10 protein-coding genes are annotated in these 18392 nt (G+C 25.1%); 7 read left to right on the top strand and 3 right to left on the bottom strand.

The window, feature by feature from the left end; all coding sequences use genetic code 11:
- Positions 1 to 16: 16 nt before the first annotated feature.
- From MBBAR_RS03035 to MBBAR_RS03020, 4 genes are all read left to right on the top strand, one after another.
- Positions 17 to 967, top strand: a complete 951-nt coding sequence (locus MBBAR_RS03035) for a right-handed parallel beta-helix repeat-containing protein (protein WP_080459800.1) — start codon at positions 17 to 19, stop codon at positions 965 to 967.
- 87 nt (positions 968 to 1054) lie between these two features.
- Positions 1055 to 3328: a chitobiase/beta-hexosaminidase C-terminal domain-containing protein gene (locus MBBAR_RS03030; RefSeq protein ID WP_080459799.1), complete on the top strand. Its 2274-nt coding sequence runs from the start codon at positions 1055 to 1057 to the stop codon at positions 3326 to 3328.
- Positions 3329 to 3996: 668 nt separating this feature from the next.
- Positions 3997 to 5823 carry a DUF11 domain-containing protein gene (locus MBBAR_RS03025; protein WP_080459798.1) on the top strand — a complete coding sequence of 609 codons (1827 nt, stop codon included), beginning with the start codon at positions 3997 to 3999 and terminating at the stop codon, positions 5821 to 5823.
- A gap of 217 nt (positions 5824 to 6040) precedes the next feature.
- Positions 6041 to 6874 carry a hypothetical protein gene (locus tag MBBAR_RS03020; RefSeq protein ID WP_080459797.1) on the top strand — a complete coding sequence of 278 codons (834 nt, stop codon included), beginning with the start codon at positions 6041 to 6043 and terminating at the stop codon, positions 6872 to 6874.
- 66 nt (positions 6875 to 6940) lie between these two features.
- Here MBBAR_RS03020 and MBBAR_RS03015 read toward each other — a convergent pair whose 3' ends face one another.
- Both MBBAR_RS03015 and MBBAR_RS03010 read right to left on the bottom strand, forming a co-directional pair.
- Positions 6941 to 8089 (bottom strand): VWA domain-containing protein, encoded by a 1149-nt coding sequence (locus MBBAR_RS03015; protein WP_080459796.1) that lies wholly within the window; start codon positions 8087 to 8089, stop codon positions 6941 to 6943.
- A 168-nt stretch (positions 8090 to 8257) separates the two neighbouring features.
- Positions 8258 to 9106 (bottom strand): AAA family ATPase, encoded by an 849-nt coding sequence (locus MBBAR_RS03010; protein WP_080459795.1) that lies wholly within the window; start codon positions 9104 to 9106, stop codon positions 8258 to 8260.
- Between the two features lie 567 nt (positions 9107 to 9673).
- Between MBBAR_RS03010 and MBBAR_RS03005 the strand changes: the two genes are divergently transcribed.
- From MBBAR_RS03005 to MBBAR_RS02995, 3 genes are all read left to right on the top strand, one after another.
- Positions 9674 to 13363, top strand: a complete 3690-nt coding sequence (locus MBBAR_RS03005) for a right-handed parallel beta-helix repeat-containing protein (protein ID WP_080459794.1) — start codon at positions 9674 to 9676, stop codon at positions 13361 to 13363.
- Positions 13364 to 13807: 444 nt separating this feature from the next.
- Positions 13808 to 15664 (top strand): hypothetical protein, encoded by a 1857-nt coding sequence (locus MBBAR_RS03000; protein WP_143746118.1) that lies wholly within the window; start codon positions 13808 to 13810, stop codon positions 15662 to 15664.
- A gap of 261 nt (positions 15665 to 15925) precedes the next feature.
- Positions 15926 to 16585 carry a flavodoxin family protein gene (locus MBBAR_RS02995; protein ID WP_080459792.1) on the top strand — a complete coding sequence of 220 codons (660 nt, stop codon included), beginning with the start codon at positions 15926 to 15928 and terminating at the stop codon, positions 16583 to 16585.
- Positions 16586 to 17367: 782 nt separating this feature from the next.
- Here the strand turns inward: MBBAR_RS02995 and MBBAR_RS02985 are convergent.
- Positions 17368 to 18384: a DUF11 domain-containing protein gene (locus MBBAR_RS02985; protein WP_249025021.1), complete on the bottom strand. Its 1017-nt coding sequence runs from the start codon at positions 18382 to 18384 to the stop codon at positions 17368 to 17370.
- Between the last annotated feature and the right edge of the window lie 8 nt (positions 18385 to 18392).

Raw genomic sequence — 18392 nt, 5'->3', positions numbered from 1 at the left:
AGGAGAACAACAAAATATGAAAACTAAAATTTTAATGGGATCAGCTTTGATGCTATTACTATTTGCATGTGCTTCTAGCTCTGCATGGGCATATGATGTTACTAATACAACTTCGGCACAAGGTAATATTTCAAATGCAAATAATAATACAGTATTAAGCTTTGATCCTAATGGAGATTACAGTAATTTTACTGTAACTGTGCCTAGTACAGTTGAAAATCTTACTTTAAATGGTAATGGAGCTACTCTTTATGGAAATGGTATTAACCACATTTTTATCATTGATAATACTGTTGGTTTTTCAATTTACAATTTTACCATAATAGCTAATGCTCAAAACGGTATTAGGGGCAATAATACTGTTGGTGTTACTATAAGTAACTGTACTATTTCAGATGGTAGTGCTGGAGTAAATCTCTTCGGAGCATCTTCTGATGTTACTATTGTTGGTAATACAATTACTAATATGACTGTTGGTAATGGTAATGGAATATCCTTAGTTCACCACTCTTCATTAGGTGATTTAAGCTCTCTTTCACCATCTACTATAGCTAACAACACAATAAGTGATGTTAACTTTGGTATGTTCATTGGAGGAAACTTCCTAGGAACTATTGATAGCAATATTATTACAGATGTTAGTAACTATGGAATACAATTTGTTGGTAGAATGGCTACAACCAATGGTATTGTAAATGCAACTATTACTGGTAATACTATTAACTCAAGCAATATAGGAATAGCTTTTGATACTCCGAACTATGCTTACTTGAATTTAGATGATAATACAATTCAAGGAAATAATAGTGCTGTAGAAGTTGGAGATTTAGTTAATGATCCAAGTCCTAACCCAGTTATAGTAGTTAATAATGATTTCTTTGGAGGAGAAGGAGATCTATTGACTTTATTTGGATTTTCTAGTGAGTGGGATAATAATACTCTAAATGGAACTGAATTTCCAAGCTAAATAAAATAATAATTGTGGTCATTAATTGTTATTTAATGACTTTTTTATTTTTTAATTTTTTTATATTTTTAAAAATGCGTGATAATTATGGTTAACTTTAAATTTTTTTCTTTGTTGATTATTTTGTTTTTTGCAGTGTGCTGTGTTTTAACAGGTGTTTCTGCAGAAGAGACTAATGCAACTAATTTTAATTATACTGGTCCTGCGGATTCTCCAAGTCCTGGTTATAATGGTGTTAATGGAACTGGACAATCAGATTATGCTGGTCCTCAAACTAATAATACTAAGTATAATAAAACTATTCCTTCTGATTTGTATATTTCTATTGGGTCTGATGGTACAATATATGGTGCAAAAGATAATATGGTTTATGCATTTTATGCAAATGGTTCAGTTAAATGGGAATATAGTTTAATTAATGAAAGTGGAAGTGCAGCTTATTATCCTACAATAGGAAATAATGAAACTATTTATGTTTTTACTAAAGGAGTATTGTATGCAATTAATTATGATGGAACTGAAAAATGGAGATTTGATATTGGAGTAAAACCAACTGGTGCTACAAAGTACCCTACTTCTCCAGTAATTGGATCTGATGGCACAATATATGTTAATAGCTATCGTTCTCCTACGTCAACAGGTAATAATTTTTTTGCTGTTACTCCGGATGGTGAATTAATATTCAATATTACTTTGCCTCGTTCTGTTACTTTGCCACTTATTGATCCTAATGGATATGTTATATTTGGATCAATGTTTGGTAGTACAACAGCAGGAGGCTTATATAAAATAAACCCACTTAATGGTAGTTATGAAAGAATTCTCACAGATTATCGTTTTTTTGCTATTACAATTGGTAATGATGGAATTATTTATGCTATTGTTGATAAAGGTACCAATGCTAACACTAATTCTGAAAAATATGTTATTGCTGTGAATACTGATGGTACTCAAAAATGGATAAGTGAAAATTTATTTTTATATTATTATTCTCAAACTTTTCCATCAGCTCCACGCACATCACCTGAATTAAGTGTGTCTAATAATGGGCTTATTTATTTATCAAACATTATTATTGATGCTAATAGTGGAAATATTTTAGGTAGTAACACTCATAATGCTTCTGTTGGAGATTCTGCAGAAAATATTGCTATTGGTGCTGATGGTACTATTTATGTTGCTGAATCTTCTCGTGTGTCTGCATATCGTAATGGTGTTCTTTTGTGGAGTTATGAGGTTGAAGGAGCTTATAATCCTGTGATTGGTGCTGATGGTACTTTGTATTTTACTGCTGGTGGTCAATTGTATGCTATTGCTGATGATTTTGTTCCTCCGGTTGTTGATGTTGATGGTGATTCTGGTACTTACTTTAATAATGTGACTGTTAAAGTTAGTGTTGATAAAGGTGTGATTTATTATACTATTGATGGTAGTGATCCTAGAACTTCTCCAACAAGAATTTTACTTACTGGTTCTGAGATAATTGTTAATGAATCTTGTGTTCTTAGAATTGTTGGTTATGATGCTGATGTTGTTGGTGATGGTCAGTTTTCTAATGTTACTGTTTTAAATTATGTGATTAGGAATAATTTTGTTCCTGGCAATCCTTCTGTTTCCAGTGGTTCTTATTATAATGATTTAAAAGTTTCCTTACCAACTGAAAATGGTCTTAAAATCTATTATAAAATTGATAATGGAAATTATATGGTTTATAATGGCCCTATCACTATTGGTAAGTCTTCTAGTTTAAGTTATTATTATGAAGATGCTAGTGGTAATACTTCTAGTGTTAAATCTTTTAGTTATACAATTAATAAGAATTATGTTCCAGGTAATCCTTCTATTGCATCAGGAGCTTATAATAAGAATTTGAAAGTTTCACTTCCAAAACAAACAGGAAAAACATTATACTATAAAGTAGGTTCAGGTTCATACAAAGTTTACACAAGTCCGATTACTGTTACTAAAACATCTACTATTAGCTACTACTTTAAAGATACTCTTGGTAAAAATTCTAAAGTGAAAACTGTTAAATATACTATTGATAAAACAAGTCCTAAAGTTTTAGATAAGAATACTAAGTCTTATAAGAAGGTTAGAGCTAAAAAACAAACACTTAAAATCAGATTTTCTGAAAGTATTAAGATAAATTCTAAATATCTTAAAAAGTTGCTTGTTAAAAATAGTAAAGGTAAAAAAATTACAGTGAAGTTTGCTGTTAAAAATAATTATTTGTACATGAAAGTTCCTAAAATAACTAAAAAGACTAAATATTTCCTCACTATTCCTAAAAATATAGTTAGTGATAAAGTTGGAAATTTATTAAAATCTAAAGTTACTTTAAGATATGTTAGTGTATAAAAAATTATAAAAAACTATTTTTTTCTTTTAGGAAGGAAAATTTAATTTTTTCCATCCTTCCAAATTATATTATTTCTTTTTTAGCATGTTTTTATTAATTTTTTTAGAATAAGGTCTCACCTATTCTATTTATCACTATTTTTTTCCTCGATCTTAGTACGAGTTTTTCTTATTTTCTATATTTATCAATGTCTTTAGCAATAGCTAAGTGTATATCTTTCTCATGAAACTTTGCTAGTATTTCCAGCTATTAATAATTCTTGAAGAAACACTTTATTAAACAATAGTTTGTATCTTATTTATTATTTTTATGATAGTTATTTCAATATTTTATTGGCTATAGTTTTAGTAGTGATGAGTATATTCACAGTTAGCTTTGGAAAAAACAGGATTAAAAATACATTTTGAAATTTTCTATTATTTTATGAGGATTTATAATTTTTTTACTCATTTTATTCTTTTTTATATTTTTTAAAATCTTAATGATTTTATTTAATTTTTTATTATGTTTTTGAAAAATCTCTTTTAAAGTTTTTATTATTTATAAATTTTAATATTACTATATATTTTATTATTTTTAAAGAACATTTGATTATTTATAAAGTAAAATTTATAAATAATAAAAATAATTTTTTATTATGTATTGATTTATTATAAGAGGTTAGATTATGAAGAATAAAATAATTTTTATTACTATTATCTTCTTGATTATTGTAATTAGCTTTACTGGATCTGTTTTTTCAAAAGAAATTGTTATAAATGAAACCAATTATCATGATTATTTTGATGATGAAGGACGTATACAAGATTTGACTGATGGTATTAAGGAAAATGATACTTTAAAATTGTCTAACCTAGATAAAAAAACTATTATCATAGATAAAAGATTAGTCATTGATAGAGAAAATAGCAAGTCGGTTTTTTCAAATGGTTATATTAAACTTATACAGGGTTCTGATGGTTCTGTAATTAAAAATCTTAATATTAGGGGTGTTTATGATCCTTTTAAAAACTCGCCAGAATCTGTATTGACTATTGAAAATTCTGAAAATAACATAATTCAGAAAATATTTTTTAATATAACTAGTAGCTTAGGGACTCTTAGTAGTGTAAATTGTATTAATATTAAGGGTTATAGTGAAAATAACAAAATTTTAGATAATTTGATTTATTTTAATAGCTTGTCTGAAAGTCTTTATTCTTATGGAATATCATTAAGTTCTAATTACATTAAAAATACTCTAATTTCTGGAAATACAATTAATATGAGGTGTAAAAATTATGTTGCAGGTATTTCATCAGCAGCTGAAAATACAACTATTGAGAAAAATAACATATCTTTATATTCTAATTTAATGTATGGAATTTACATAGAGGGATCTAGTGCAATATATACAAAGATTTTAAACAATAATATTGTAGCTAATGGTGAAATATTCTACTTAATAGAATCTTGGATGGGATCTAATACAACAATATCTAATAATGTTTTAACTGGTATTGGTAAAGGTGGGTTTGCTTATGCTGCAAAATTTTCTAAATATGATATAATTACTAGTAATATCATTACAGTTAAGGGAACTGATGTTAGTAACATTGATTTTTCTAATAATGACGAAATGAAGGGGCATGGTGGTATTTATTATGCTGGTAACTCAGGATATGCAACTATTACTAATAACAAAATAATATCTTACTATAAAAAGGGAGGGGATTATGCTATAAAGTCAATATCAAGTTTAGATGGTGCAACATACACTATTATTGATAATTATTTATATTCTAATAATGGATTAAAAATTGGAAATAGTGCTTTATCAATGGACAAAGTAGGAAATTATTTAAATAATGGTCCTCAAAGTGTTATAATATCTATTAATAATTTTAAAGGTTTTTATGGTAAATTTACTAAATTAACTGCTATTTTAAAGGATTCTCAGGGTAAAGCTATTTCTGGTAAGATTATTAAGTTTTATGTTAATAATAAATTTATTGGTCAAGCTATTACTAATGGTGTTGGTCTAGCTACCTTTAATTATAAAGTTATGGGTGCTGGTAACTTAACTGTTGGTGCAACTTTTGAAGGAGATAATTCTTATGTTAATTCAAGTAAAATTAGTAAATTGACTGTTCCAAATTATAGTGTTCTAAAAATTAAGAATACTAAATCTGTTAAAAAAAGAATAGTTACTTTTAAAACTAATTTAGCTAATCTTGGACCAAGCAAATCTAGTTTCAAAGTAACATATAAATTATCTAAGGGTTTTACTTATAAAAAACCTAAAGTTTCTGTAGGTAATGTTAAATTTAATAAGAAGACTCGTATTTTGACTTGGATTGTTAAGAACTTAAAGGTTCATAAAACTAAGTCTGCAACATTAACTATGAAATTAAAAGCTAAAAAAGGTAAATATACTTTAAAACCTATTGTTAAAAATGATAATTCTTTAAAAGTGTCTTCTAATAATCTTTTAAAGAGCTTTAGTGTAAAATAAACAAATAAAGTAAAAAACACAAAATAAAAGGCATAAAATAAAAAACATAAAGTAAAAAACATAAAGTAAAAGCATAAAGTAAAAGGCATAGAATAAAAGGTATAGAATAAAAAGCATAAATTAGAAAGATGTTTATTTTAAAAGGATATCCAAGAATCTGTTAGAAAATGGAAGAAACAAAAAATTCTTAGTATAAGTTAAAAATAGAAGGTTTTTTATGAAAAATTTTTTGATAAATGAAATTAAAGGATATGTGGCAGAAAAAGGGAAAAATTATTTTGATTTTTTAGATGGAAATGCTTTTAGAGAACCTATAATAGGTTTTGCATCTGTAAAAGATCCAATGTTTTATAGCTTTAAAGAGATAATAAAAGAATCTCATTTAACTCCCACTGAAGCTTATGAATTATTTTTTGATGGAAAAACCATTGATAATGGTACAGTGATCTCTATAGTTTTGCCTTTAAGTTATGAGATCATAGAAAGTAATAAAGAAATAAAAATGCCTTCTAAAAAATGGATTTTAATGGGATGTTTTGCAAAAGATTTCATTTCTGACCTTTCTAACTATATTGTTCATATTTTAAAAGAAAAAGGATATAATGTTGTTGATCCTTCTAGTCAAGAATTTTTTAAGATTGTCATTGATGATAATGCTTATTCAAATTGGTCTCAAAAACATATTGCTTATACATGTGGATTAGGAACATTCTGTTTAAATGGGGGGTTTATCACTGAAAAAGGAAGAGCCGTTCTACTTTTATCATTTGTCACAAATTTAGTAGTTGAATCAGACATAATACCTTATGAAAATCGTACAGCTAACTGTTTACATTTTCATGATGAAAAATGTGAAGATTGCATTAAAAGATGTCCAGTAAATGCTCTTTCTGAAGATGGTATTGATAAGTTAAAATGTTTTGATATGTCTTATGGCAAAAAAGCAAAAAAACATGTGAAATCTCTTGGAATTGAAACAGAAAAGGCTTATGGGTGTGGTCTTTGTTTAGTGGGGGGTCCATGTGAAAGTGAAAATCCTGTAAAGCAATAATAAAATCATAAGCTAACAATTAAGCTATCTATAAAGAATATAGTTTTTATAAAATAGAATAATCTATTAGATTTCAGTAATTAGTTCTGCTAGTTGTTCTAAGTTTCTTACTTCAAATAGCTCAGCACCAACGTCTTCATAGTATGAAACACAGCTGTCTGCAACATTCCATTTCTTTTTTTCTTCAGGGTTTAATATTAAGACTCTTTTTGATTTTTTAACCATATTTTCGATTATTTCTGCACTTTTTGGAATTTTTCCCTCTTTAGGACCTTTCCAATCCCTACAATCACTTAGAATAAGAACATATGACTTACTATTTAGATTAGCTTTTTTTTCAAATTCAGTAAAAGCTGTAAACATATTGGATTTACCTTGAATCATGGAGTTTTCATGTCTTATTCTCATAACTTTTATAAATGCATCTTTTAAATCATTTTCAAATAATGCAGGAGTTATTTCAACAGTTTTATTGTCAAATTCATATGCTTCAGCTTTAGTAAATGAGTTTTGGGCAGTATAAACCATACAAAAAAACCACATACTTATCCAATCACAGGATACACTTATATCACTTAAAAAATAATGGTTATGTTTTTTGATCTTTGGTTTACTTTTCATAAGCTCTAATAAAGTTCCACCATGTTTCATATTCTTTCTAATACTTCTTCTTATATCAGGCTTTTGTTTTTTAGCAATTTTATTCTGTCTAGATCTTTTAGTAGCTATTTTTTCACCTAATTTTTGACAAAGATCAACTAAGTCTACTTGAAGCATATTTAAGGTTGTAATGTCATTTTTTAAAAGCTCAGAATTCCCTTCTCTATCTCCATTGTTATTTATATCAGCTAGACTATTTTGAATGTAATTTATTCTGTAGCTTTCTCCATCTTTTCCAGAATCATATCTAGAAACTCTTTTACTACTTACAGAAACATCGTATGTTTTAAAGGGGGATTTTTTTCCAGCTGTTGAAAATTCCTTTTTTCCTTCATCTTTATTTTCTTCTTCAATAAAGAATTTTTCATAAACTGTATCAAATTTTTTTCTGTATCTTTGATCTTTTAAGTAAATAGCTGCTAATGCTTCTTGTAAGTTTCCATTGTTCTTATTTATTAATGGAGCAGCTTTACAAGCTAATTCAGTACTTCGAATACTAGCAGGAATTTCATTTTCCCTAAGTTTTGCTGAAAATTTAACTATATCTTTTATCATAATTTCTATTTTGTTTTAATATTTCTTTGTATTAATTTATTTCTTATTATTTTTGTTTATTTTATATTTTATTTTATTATCTATTTTATTATCTTATTATTTTATATCATTATTTTATATTATTGTTTTATTTTATTATCTATTTTATTATCTTATTATTTTATATTATTATTTTATTTTTATGTTTTTCCTGACCTTTTTAGCATCTTCTTCACTTTTTATTGCTACATTCAGTGTTTTATCGAAGGATTCTTCATCTAACTCTTTTTTTTCAAGAATCATAAGGCTTCTAATCCAATCTATTGTGGCTCTTATTGAAGGGTTTTTACTAAGTTTAAGCTTTCTTATTCGTTGTGTTGTTTTCACAACACTTTTGATTAGTTTTTCAGAAGATTCGGGAACATGAGATTTTACAATTTCAACTTCTCTTTCAAAATCAGGATAATCAATATATAAATATAAACATCTATCTTTTGTTTCATCAAGTAGCTGTCTTTGGGAGTTTGATGTCATTATGACAAGTAAATCATTATTTAAATCAAATGTTCCTAAATCATTAACAGTTATTTGTTTTTCTCCTAATGCTTGAAGTAAAAAACTTTCTACTTCTTCATCAGCTTTATCAATTTCATCAATTAATATTACAGAAGATTTTTTGTTCATAAATGCAGATAAAAGTGGTCTTTTTATGAAAAATTCTTCTTTAAAAACATCCTCTTGGCTTTTATTTAACTTTGATATTTCAAGGCTTAGAAGTTGTTTTTGATAATTCCATTCTCCAACAATTTGTTCAAAAGTTATTCCTTCATAACACTGTATTCTAAAGAAATCTCTTTCAAATGTATTTGCAATAGATTTAGCAAGCTGTGTTTTTCCTGTTCCAGGAGGTCCTTCAACTAAAATAGGTTTTTTAAGTGTAATAGCAAGAAATGTTACAGTAGATATATTTTCATTAGGAATATAATTATTTTCAGATAATTTTTCTTCAACACTATTTAGATCTAATTTTTTTGCCATTAGTTATCCCCAATTTATCTTCAAAGAAATACTCACTTTTTGTCAATATATTAGATTTATTAATTATATTAAACTTTATTAATATTTTATTATATTTTTATTATGTTTGTTATATTTTTATATTTATACAAATTTTTAGGCATACCAAAATATTTTTATAGTATAAACATCTACTTTTATTATATCATATTATTGATTTCATTTTTTCCATGTTCTTATTAATAATAAACATTTATTTATTAATGTTTTTTGATTGATAATTAATATTATTTTAATTAGGGGGTGGCTTTTATGTAGCTTTATTAGCTGTCAATAACTAGATTTGTTTGTTTGATTTTATAATAATTTATCTTATAATGGCTTATCTTATAATGTTTTATGTTATAATGGTTTATGTTATAATGGTTTATGTTATGATGATTTATGTTATGATGGCTTATGCTATGGTAGATTAATTTTATTATTATGTTTATGAAATTTGTATAAGAATTATATTTTATTTTTTAAATTAATTATTCGAAAATAAATCAAATATATAAAAATAATTGGTAAGAAAACGGAGCGAAAATGATTAATAAACAATTAAAGATAAAAAAAGATTATAATCTTTTTAAACATCAAAAAAGAGGTTTAATGATTTTATTATCTCTTTTTATATTTAGTATTACTATTAGTGGTGTTTCAGCACAAGATGCTGAAATTATTTCTAATGGGGAAAATATTACAATTCCTAATGAAGAATTATTAATTGAAGAAGTTAACACTATTTATATAAATGATACTGGTGGTAATGATGATTGGGATGGTTCTTCTTGGGATAAGGCTAAAAAGAGTATTAGGAATGCAACAGATTCTGCAGGTGATAATTGGAATATTATAATTGCAAATGGAATTTATAAAGGAGAAAATAACACAAATATATTAATTAATAAAAATTTGACTATCTTTGGTGAAAGTCAGGAAAATACAATAATTGATGCTGAAAACTTAAATCAATTATTCAACATAGCAAATGGGGTTAATGTAAATATACATAACTTAACCTTAAAAAATGGTAATTCAAATAATAATGGTGGAGCTATTTATAATCAAGGTAATTTAACCATTGTTGATTCTATTTTCATTAATAATGTTGCTTCTTATGATGGTGGAGCTATTTATAATCAGGGAAATTTAATTATAACTGGTTCTAATTTTGTTAGTAATTATGCTGGTGATGAAGGTGGGGCTATTTATAATAATAATGGTTCTATGGTTATAAATAATTCTAATTTCATTGAAAATAATGCTTTTGATTATATTGGTGGTGCTATCTATTCATATAAAGGTTATTTGAATTTGACTGACTCTAATTTTGTAAATAATACTGCTATGCTTGGTGGTGCTATTCTTAATAATGCGGGTATTGTTAATATTAGGAATTCTACTTTTAAAGGTAATAGGGCAACTACTATTGGTGGTGGAGCAATACGCTCAACTTATGGTAATCTAACTGTTGATAATTCTATTTTTGTAAATAACACAGCAGATAATGGTACAGGAACAATACAAATTTATGGTGGTAATTTAACTGTCATAGATTCTAATTTTACAAATAACACTGCTATTAATGGAGGGGCAATTTATATTAATAATAAAGGTAATGTTTCTGTGAAATCTTCTAATTTCATTAACAATACTGTGAAATCTGGTGGTGCTATTTATAATGAAAATGTCTTAATTTTAGATAATTGTAGATTCTCTGATAACGTTGTAAATTGGGATGGTGGTGCTGTTTATAATCAAGGCAATTTAACTGTGATTGATTCTATTTTTACTACTAATTTTGCTTCTTATGATGGTGGTGCTATTTATAATAATGGTACACTAAATATTAGTGGTTCTGATTTTATTAATAATTATGTTGGTGATGAAGGTGGTGCTATTTATAATAATAAAGGTTATATGAATATAAATAATTCTAATTTCATTGGTAATAATGCTTCTGATTATATTGGTGGTGCTATTTATCTGAATAATGGTTATTTAGATTTAAATAATTCTAATTTTGTAAATAATACTGCTATGCTTGGTGGTGCTATTCTTAATAATGCAGGTATCGTTAATATTAGGAATTCTACTTTTAAAGGTAATAGGGCAACTACTATTGGTGGTGGAGCAATTCGTTCATCTTATGGTAATCTAACTGTTGATAATTCTATCTTTATAAATAACACAGCAGATAATGGTACAGGAACAATACAAATTTATGGTGGTAATTTAACTATCATAGGGTCTAATTTCATTAATAATACTGCTATTAATGGTGGAGCGATTTATATAAACAATAAAGGTAGTGCATTTGTTACTAGTTCTAATTTTACAAGTAATATTGCAACAAGTACTGGTGGTGCAATCAACAATTATGGTTATTTAACCATTGCTAATTCTAATTTCAATAATAATATTGGAAATAATAGTGGTGGAGCTATCTATAATAAAGCTAATTTGACTGTATCTACTTCAAAATTTATTGATAATGCTGTCAGCTTTGAATTTGGTGGTGGAGCTATATATAGTAATGGAACTAATCTTTTTATCTTAAATAATTACTTATTTAATAACTCTGGTTCTGCTATAGCTAATTATGGTCTAGCTGATGGATTATCTAATGTTGTAACTAATATTTCATTTAATAATATTTCTTACAGTAAGAATGGTATTTATAATAAAGGTATTGGTTTAATTATTAGTGATAACTATATATCTAATATTGAATTTGTAGGTATTTTTATTGTTGGAGATAATGTTAATATAACTAATAATATTGTTATCCAAACTGTGGGAAGTATTGCTGTTCAAAATGCTAGTAATATTATTATAGATAATAATATTTTAACTAATTATTCTGTAAGTGGTATAGCTACAAGTATTGGTGAGAATATAACTATAATTAACAATATAATTAGCAATGGTTTAGTGGGTATTGGTAATTATTGTAATAATACTCTAATTAAGAATAACAATGTTAGTAATAGTTTTTATGGTCTTTTTATTGCAGGTCATTTTGTAAATATTACTAATAATGTTGTTAAAAATAATAATATTGGAATTTTTGTTGGATATGAAGATGAGATGACTCCTGAAGAAATTGCAAGTTATGGGGGTAATTATACAATAATAGCTAATAATGAAGTTATTGGAAATAGTGTTGGTATTGAAAACCTAGCTACTATTACAAATATCACTGGAAATATAGTTAATAACAATGGAAAAGGAATTATCAACCGTGCTAATGGATCTAATGTTAAAATAACAGAAAATATTCTAAAAAACAATAATGAATCTGCTATCTATAATTATGGAAACGATGTTACTTTAAAAGGTTCTTTAATATCAGATAATAATGTAGGAATTACTAACAAAGGTGAAAATGTAGAAATATCCTATAATATTATTTCAAATGGAAAATATGCTATTAAAAACTATGGTACAAATGTAAGAATAAAATACAATAATATCTCAAACTCAAGTAAAATAGCTATATATAACACTGGATCTTCCTCTAATATAGATAGAAACAACCTAAGTACTAATACAAATGGGATTTATAATAAAGGAGATAATTCTAAAATAAAATACAACAGAATATCAGGTGGAACTAATGCAATTATAAATAAAGCTAATTCAAGTACTATTTATAATAATTCTATAAAATTATTGAAAAATCATGGAATCTATAGCTATGGATCAGTAAATAAAGTCTCAAAAAATACAATTAACTCTGTTAAAAAAGGAATATGCGTAAAAGGCAACAATAACACAATATATTCTAATAATATCAAGTATTCAACAATTTATTCTGTATATATTGATGGTGAAAGAAATAAAATCTATAAAAACACTGGAAATAATAAAAATAAAGGTTATGGGGTTTATATGAATAAAGCTTCTAAATCTAATATTATTTATGGAAATAGGTTTAATGGCTTTTATTATGGTGTTTTAGACTCAGGAAAACAAAATATAATCCAATCTAATCATTTGACATATAATAAAGCAGGAATTTATCTTTCATCAACAGCTAAATATTCTAAAGTAAATAAGAATAATGTCTATAAAAACACTAATTATGGTGTTTACAACAAAGCTACTAAAACAATAATTTACAAAAATAAAATTTCCAGCAACAAAAAATATGGATTAATCACTGTAAAATCAGCAAATTTGAATAAAAATTCAATAAAAAAGAATAAAATCAATTTAAGACATATATAGAATATTAATTTAATTTTTTTATTATATATTTTTTATTTTTAATTTTTTATTTTTAATATTCTATAGTTTTATTTTTAATATTCTATATTTTTTATTTAGTTTTGTATTCTTTAATTATAATATCATTCATTTTATACTTTTTATTCTTTCTTATTTTTGTAATATTTTTTATAATGTTATTTTCATTGTAAATTAACTTAATTTTTAATATAATTTTTTTTTAGATAAATTTATATAATTTATCATCGAAATTATATATAGTATAAGATTTTAAGTTAATATTTTAAGATAAATTATATTTATAAGAATATTAGCTATTTATAAGGATATTAATTATTTATAATATTGACTATTTTTAGCTAATATTGTATTTTGGCTAATATTATATTTTAGCTAATATTATATTTTATTTAATATTATTATATTGTTAAAATAGGATTTTTATTGTTGAATAGGCTTTTAAGGAGAGCTTTTCATGGTTTTGGAGGTATGACTATTTTAGGCATTTCCAGAAAAATTATTTCAAATAAGTATAATATAATAGTCTTAGTTTTACTCATAGTTTTTTTTATGGGTGTATGTGTGAGTGAAACTAGTGCAGCTGATTCTAACACTAATTCAGCAGTTAAACCAAATAAAGTAAGTCAATCGCAGGTTTTATCTGCTAGTAAAAATCTCAAAACTTATATTGAAAAGAATAAAAAGCTACCAAATTATATTGCAATTGGAAATTATAAATATTCTATGGAGGAATATATGTCTATTTCTTCAGCCACAATTGTTTATAAAAATAAGAAATCAAAATCAAATATTGTGGTTAAATATGGTGTTAAAAGTCCAAAAAGTCCAACTGGAAATTCTATTTCTGGAAAACTCACGAAAAAGCAATATTCTACCTATGCATCGAATGTAAACAAATATATTAATAAATATAATGTAGCACCTAACTATGCTAGCACTAGATTAGGAAAAATTAAATTTCAAACATTTATCTATGGTAATAGTAAGATATTAGCTTGGTCTAAAGATAATAAAGGTGTTTTACCAAAAACTTTAACTTTAAAGGTATCTAAAACTCATTCTATGAATAGATATGTTCCTAAATTCCCAAAAAACACTATAAATCCAGTAACTCCAAATAATAAAACTTCTACTCAAAAAACCTTATCTATAAATCAAGTTTTAAAAGCATCTAAACAAGTTAAGAGTTATGTTGAGATGAATAACTCTCTTCCATCTTCTATTTTAATTGATGGGAAACAGTATTCTATGTCTGAATTTTTATACTTATTATCTTCTGCAATCGTAAATATTAATAAGGGAAATAAGGGAGATATTACTCCTATCTCAGTTAAAGCACCTAGCTATCCAAATGGAAATTTTACTTCTGGTAATTTGCAAAAAGTAGAGTTTGTAACATTAGCTACTAATGTTTTAAACTTTATAAATACAAATAAACAAGCTCCAAATTATGCTAATTCTAAGCTTGGAACTATAAAATTCCAATCTTTAGTATATGAATTTTCAGGAATATTAGATTTTGTTGATTCTAATGGTAGTCTACCTAATAATTTAACTATTAATATTACTACAAATCCTTTAATAGGAGGAATTAATTCATCTAATAAGACAAATAATTCATCAAATAATACAAATGGTCCTTATGATCCTGTTGGTGATGGATTTATTATTATTAATAGCTCTAATTATATTTGTGGTCCATTATTGGTTAAATATAATGATAAATATTTAATTAGTACTGGAAAATGTAGTTGTGGAGTAGCAGGAGATTATCATTATCATAATTCAACCTTTAAAAATTATTGTCCATTCTGTAAAAAAGATGGTTGTATGATTTATGAAGAAGGTCCTACTTGTCCTGAAGGAATGTGGGTTTGTACTATATGTGATGCAGATTTTTGTCTAGTATCTGGTAAAGAACATATTAATGGCTCTACTAAATATTTAACAAAAACAGAATATAATGCAAGTCAATATACATATGGTATTAAACAATCAATAGACAATAATTCAATAAATATTGAAGATATTATTACTAATGACACTAATGGTTCTAATTCAAGTAATAATAGTACTAATAATAGTACTAATAATATATCTGGTTTAAATTCTGAAAATAATATTTCTATTAATAAACTTAGTTATGATTATGGAAATAAAATTGATTCTAGTAATGAGAATGTAAATAATGAATCTTTAAACAATATTAGTGATGTTAATCAATTAATCTCTAGAGAAGAAGATCTTATTTTGTTTAATGAGTTTAATCTTGGTATGTAAATTGTAATTATAGATAAAGTTAGTGTATTTTTATTTTTAACACTTTTTCTAGTTTTTTATATTTCTTTTTTAATGGCATCAATCAAGAATTATTATATATTTTAAATATTAGACAATTTTTATAATTTACTATTATAAAAAATTAGCATATAGATAAAAAATTAATTATATTGATAAATTAATAAATAGATATCTTTAATTATTTTTATTATTTTTATTATTTATTAAATTTTAAATATAATCATATATAGTGGAGAAATCATGAAAGTTATAGCTATTAATGGAAGTCCTCGAAAGAATTGGAATACCGGAACTTTGATAAATAAAGTTCTTGAAGGTGCAAAATCAGAAAATGCAGAAATTGAATTGATAAATCTTTATAATTTAGAATATAAAGGATGTATAAGTTGTTTTCATTGTAAAAGAAAGGATAAAAGACATGGTGTATGCGCTGTGGATGATGATTTAAGTCCGATTCTTGAGAAATTGAAGGAAGCTGATGCTATTATTTTTGCATCTCCTATTTATTTTGCTAATGTTAGCTCAGGAATGAGTGGGTTTTTAGAACGTTTTTTATTTTCTAATATGATTTATAGTAATGAAATACCTACAGTTTTCCCGAAAAAAATACCTTCTGCTTTTATTTATACTATGAATATAACAGAAAAGCAAATGAAAGAATTTGGTCTGAAAGAAAATTTAAAATTATTCCAATATTATATTTATAGAATATTAGGGGAGAAATCAAAATTACTATATGCATACAATACTTATCAATTTTCTGATTATGATAAATATGAATCTTCTATGTTTTCAGAGGAAGAAAAAGCCAAAAACAAAGAAGAACAATTTCCAATCGATTGCAAGAAAGCTTTTGAGATTGGTGTAAATATTGCTAAATCAGTTATGAAAAAACATTAAAACAAGAATGGAATTTGGATAATGTAAAAGTAAATAAATTTAAAATGATATGGATAAAGGTATGGAAGAAATTTACAATGATATAAATAAGGTTATTGAGGATATTTTGGATAAAAAACAATTTTGAATGTAATAGTAGACTAGCTTTTTTGCAATATAATATTAGAAGTACTGATAAAAAAACTTCAACATTACAGATGTTTTTATCTTAGAAAATAATAAATTGAAAAAATCTCATCCCTATGGATGTGAACCAGTATATTTGATATTAGCTAAACAATCGATTTTATGGATATTTTTAAAAAAGATTTTTATTAAAATCAATAAATTGATTTGGATGAATTTTAAATCTTTAATTTTTTGATTAGGGTGTTTAAAGTTTTTTCACAATTTTTAGTTTTTTTTTTTGGCTATTGATTCTTTGTTCATATAGTTTTATTTATTTGTGTTTTTAATTTCTATTAATTTTATTTATTTTGAATTATAAAGTAAATAGTATTGTTTTTACTATTAGTATTTTCAAATAATATTAATATTTTTTTTATTATTTGATATTATTATTTCTATAGTAATTTATTGTAATTAATTTTCTTAAATAATAGAATAAAAAGGAAAAAAATAAAAAAAGAAAAAGAAAAAGAAAAAGAAAAGGAAAAAGAAAAGGAAAAGGAAAAGGAAAAAGAAAAGGGAAAAAAGGAAAAAAAGAAGGAAAATGCAGAAATAAAAGGAAAAAATAAAAGTAAGGACAAAACAACTAATTTATCCTTATAAATTTTTAAACATTATTTTTTCCTTATTATTAGTCCTAAGCTACTTAATAACAATAATACTAATGTAAATATTGGTATTCCTGTTTTTTTCATAGCTGAATTCGCAGTTGGATTGTTAATTGTTTTATTATTGTCATCTGGTTCTGGTGTTGGAGTAGGGGTTGATTTTTCTGTTACTATGACATAATCAGAATCTGTTGTATTGTTAAAATTTTCACCAGTGGTTGTTATGTTCAATGTGTAATTATCTGCTTTTGTGAATTTACCTGTAAATGTCATAGTTGCTTCTTCACCAGGTTCTAAATTACCAATATGCCATTTATTTGTATTTGGGTCGTAGTAACCATGGGATACAATAACGGTGTTTCCATTTAATCTAAATTCATTAGGTAGATGGAGATTTACTACAATTTCATATGCAGTATACAGGCCATTATTAATAATATTAATAATTCCTTTAGCGGTCTCATTAACTTTATATTTATTTTTATCTAGGTTAATTGTTCCATTAACAGTAGTTTCATTTGTTATTAGTAGTTGACCAGTGTTTATATTTATTCCTGCATCATTATGGCCATTATAATCTCCAGTTACAGTAACTATACCAGTTCCATGGTTAATTAAATAATTTACACTGACATATCCTTCATTCACTGTTTGATTACCTATAAATGTTCCATTAACATAAAATGATATATTTTGACCGGTAATATTATTACCCATATCATCAGTTAAAGTAGCGTATAATATTAAATAAGTGTTATTATTAACTATTAGTGTAGAATTATTTATGTATGTAAGATTAAGAACACTCATATTTCCATTATTATAGATTGCACTACCTAATCCTGTAGCAATGTTATCTTTCATGATATTTTGGGAAACTAACATAAATCTATTATTAAAGATTCCTCCACCATTATTTGCTGTATTATTAGTAAAAATAGAGTTATTTATGTTCATTTCATAGTTATTATAAATAGCTCCACCATTATTCGCTGTGTTGTTAGTAAAATTACAGTTTTCCATATAGTTTA

Origin of the sequence: Methanobrevibacter arboriphilus JCM 13429 = DSM 1125, from assembly GCF_002072215.1 — an archaeon.
Taxonomy (GTDB): Archaea; Methanobacteriota; Methanobacteria; order Methanobacteriales; family Methanobacteriaceae; genus Methanobinarius; species Methanobinarius arboriphilicus.
This window is presented reverse-complemented; position numbering and strand designations above follow the sequence as displayed.

What these genes read in the sequence shown, in the direction of transcription:
- MBBAR_RS02985 (WP_249025021.1), bottom strand. Translation starts at nt 18,384, where the DNA reads ATGGAAAACTGTAATTTTACTAACAACACAGCGAATAATGGTGGAGCT.
- MBBAR_RS03010 (WP_080459795.1), bottom strand. Translation starts at nt 9,106, where the DNA reads ATGGCAAAAAAATTAGATCTAAATAGTGTTGAAGAAAAATTATCTGAA.
- MBBAR_RS02995 (WP_080459792.1), top strand. Translation starts at nt 15,926, where the DNA reads ATGAAAGTTATAGCTATTAATGGAAGTCCTCGAAAGAATTGGAATACC.
- MBBAR_RS03035 (WP_080459800.1), top strand. Translation starts at nt 17, where the DNA reads ATGAAAACTAAAATTTTAATGGGATCAGCTTTGATGCTATTACTATTT.
- MBBAR_RS03030 (WP_080459799.1), top strand. Translation starts at nt 1,055, where the DNA reads ATGGTTAACTTTAAATTTTTTTCTTTGTTGATTATTTTGTTTTTTGCA.
- MBBAR_RS03025 (WP_080459798.1), top strand. Translation starts at nt 3,997, where the DNA reads ATGAAGAATAAAATAATTTTTATTACTATTATCTTCTTGATTATTGTA.
- MBBAR_RS03015 (WP_080459796.1), bottom strand. Translation starts at nt 8,089, where the DNA reads ATGATAAAAGATATAGTTAAATTTTCAGCAAAACTTAGGGAAAATGAA.
- MBBAR_RS03005 (WP_080459794.1), top strand. Translation starts at nt 9,674, where the DNA reads ATGATTAATAAACAATTAAAGATAAAAAAAGATTATAATCTTTTTAAA.
- MBBAR_RS03020 (WP_080459797.1), top strand. Translation starts at nt 6,041, where the DNA reads ATGAAAAATTTTTTGATAAATGAAATTAAAGGATATGTGGCAGAAAAA.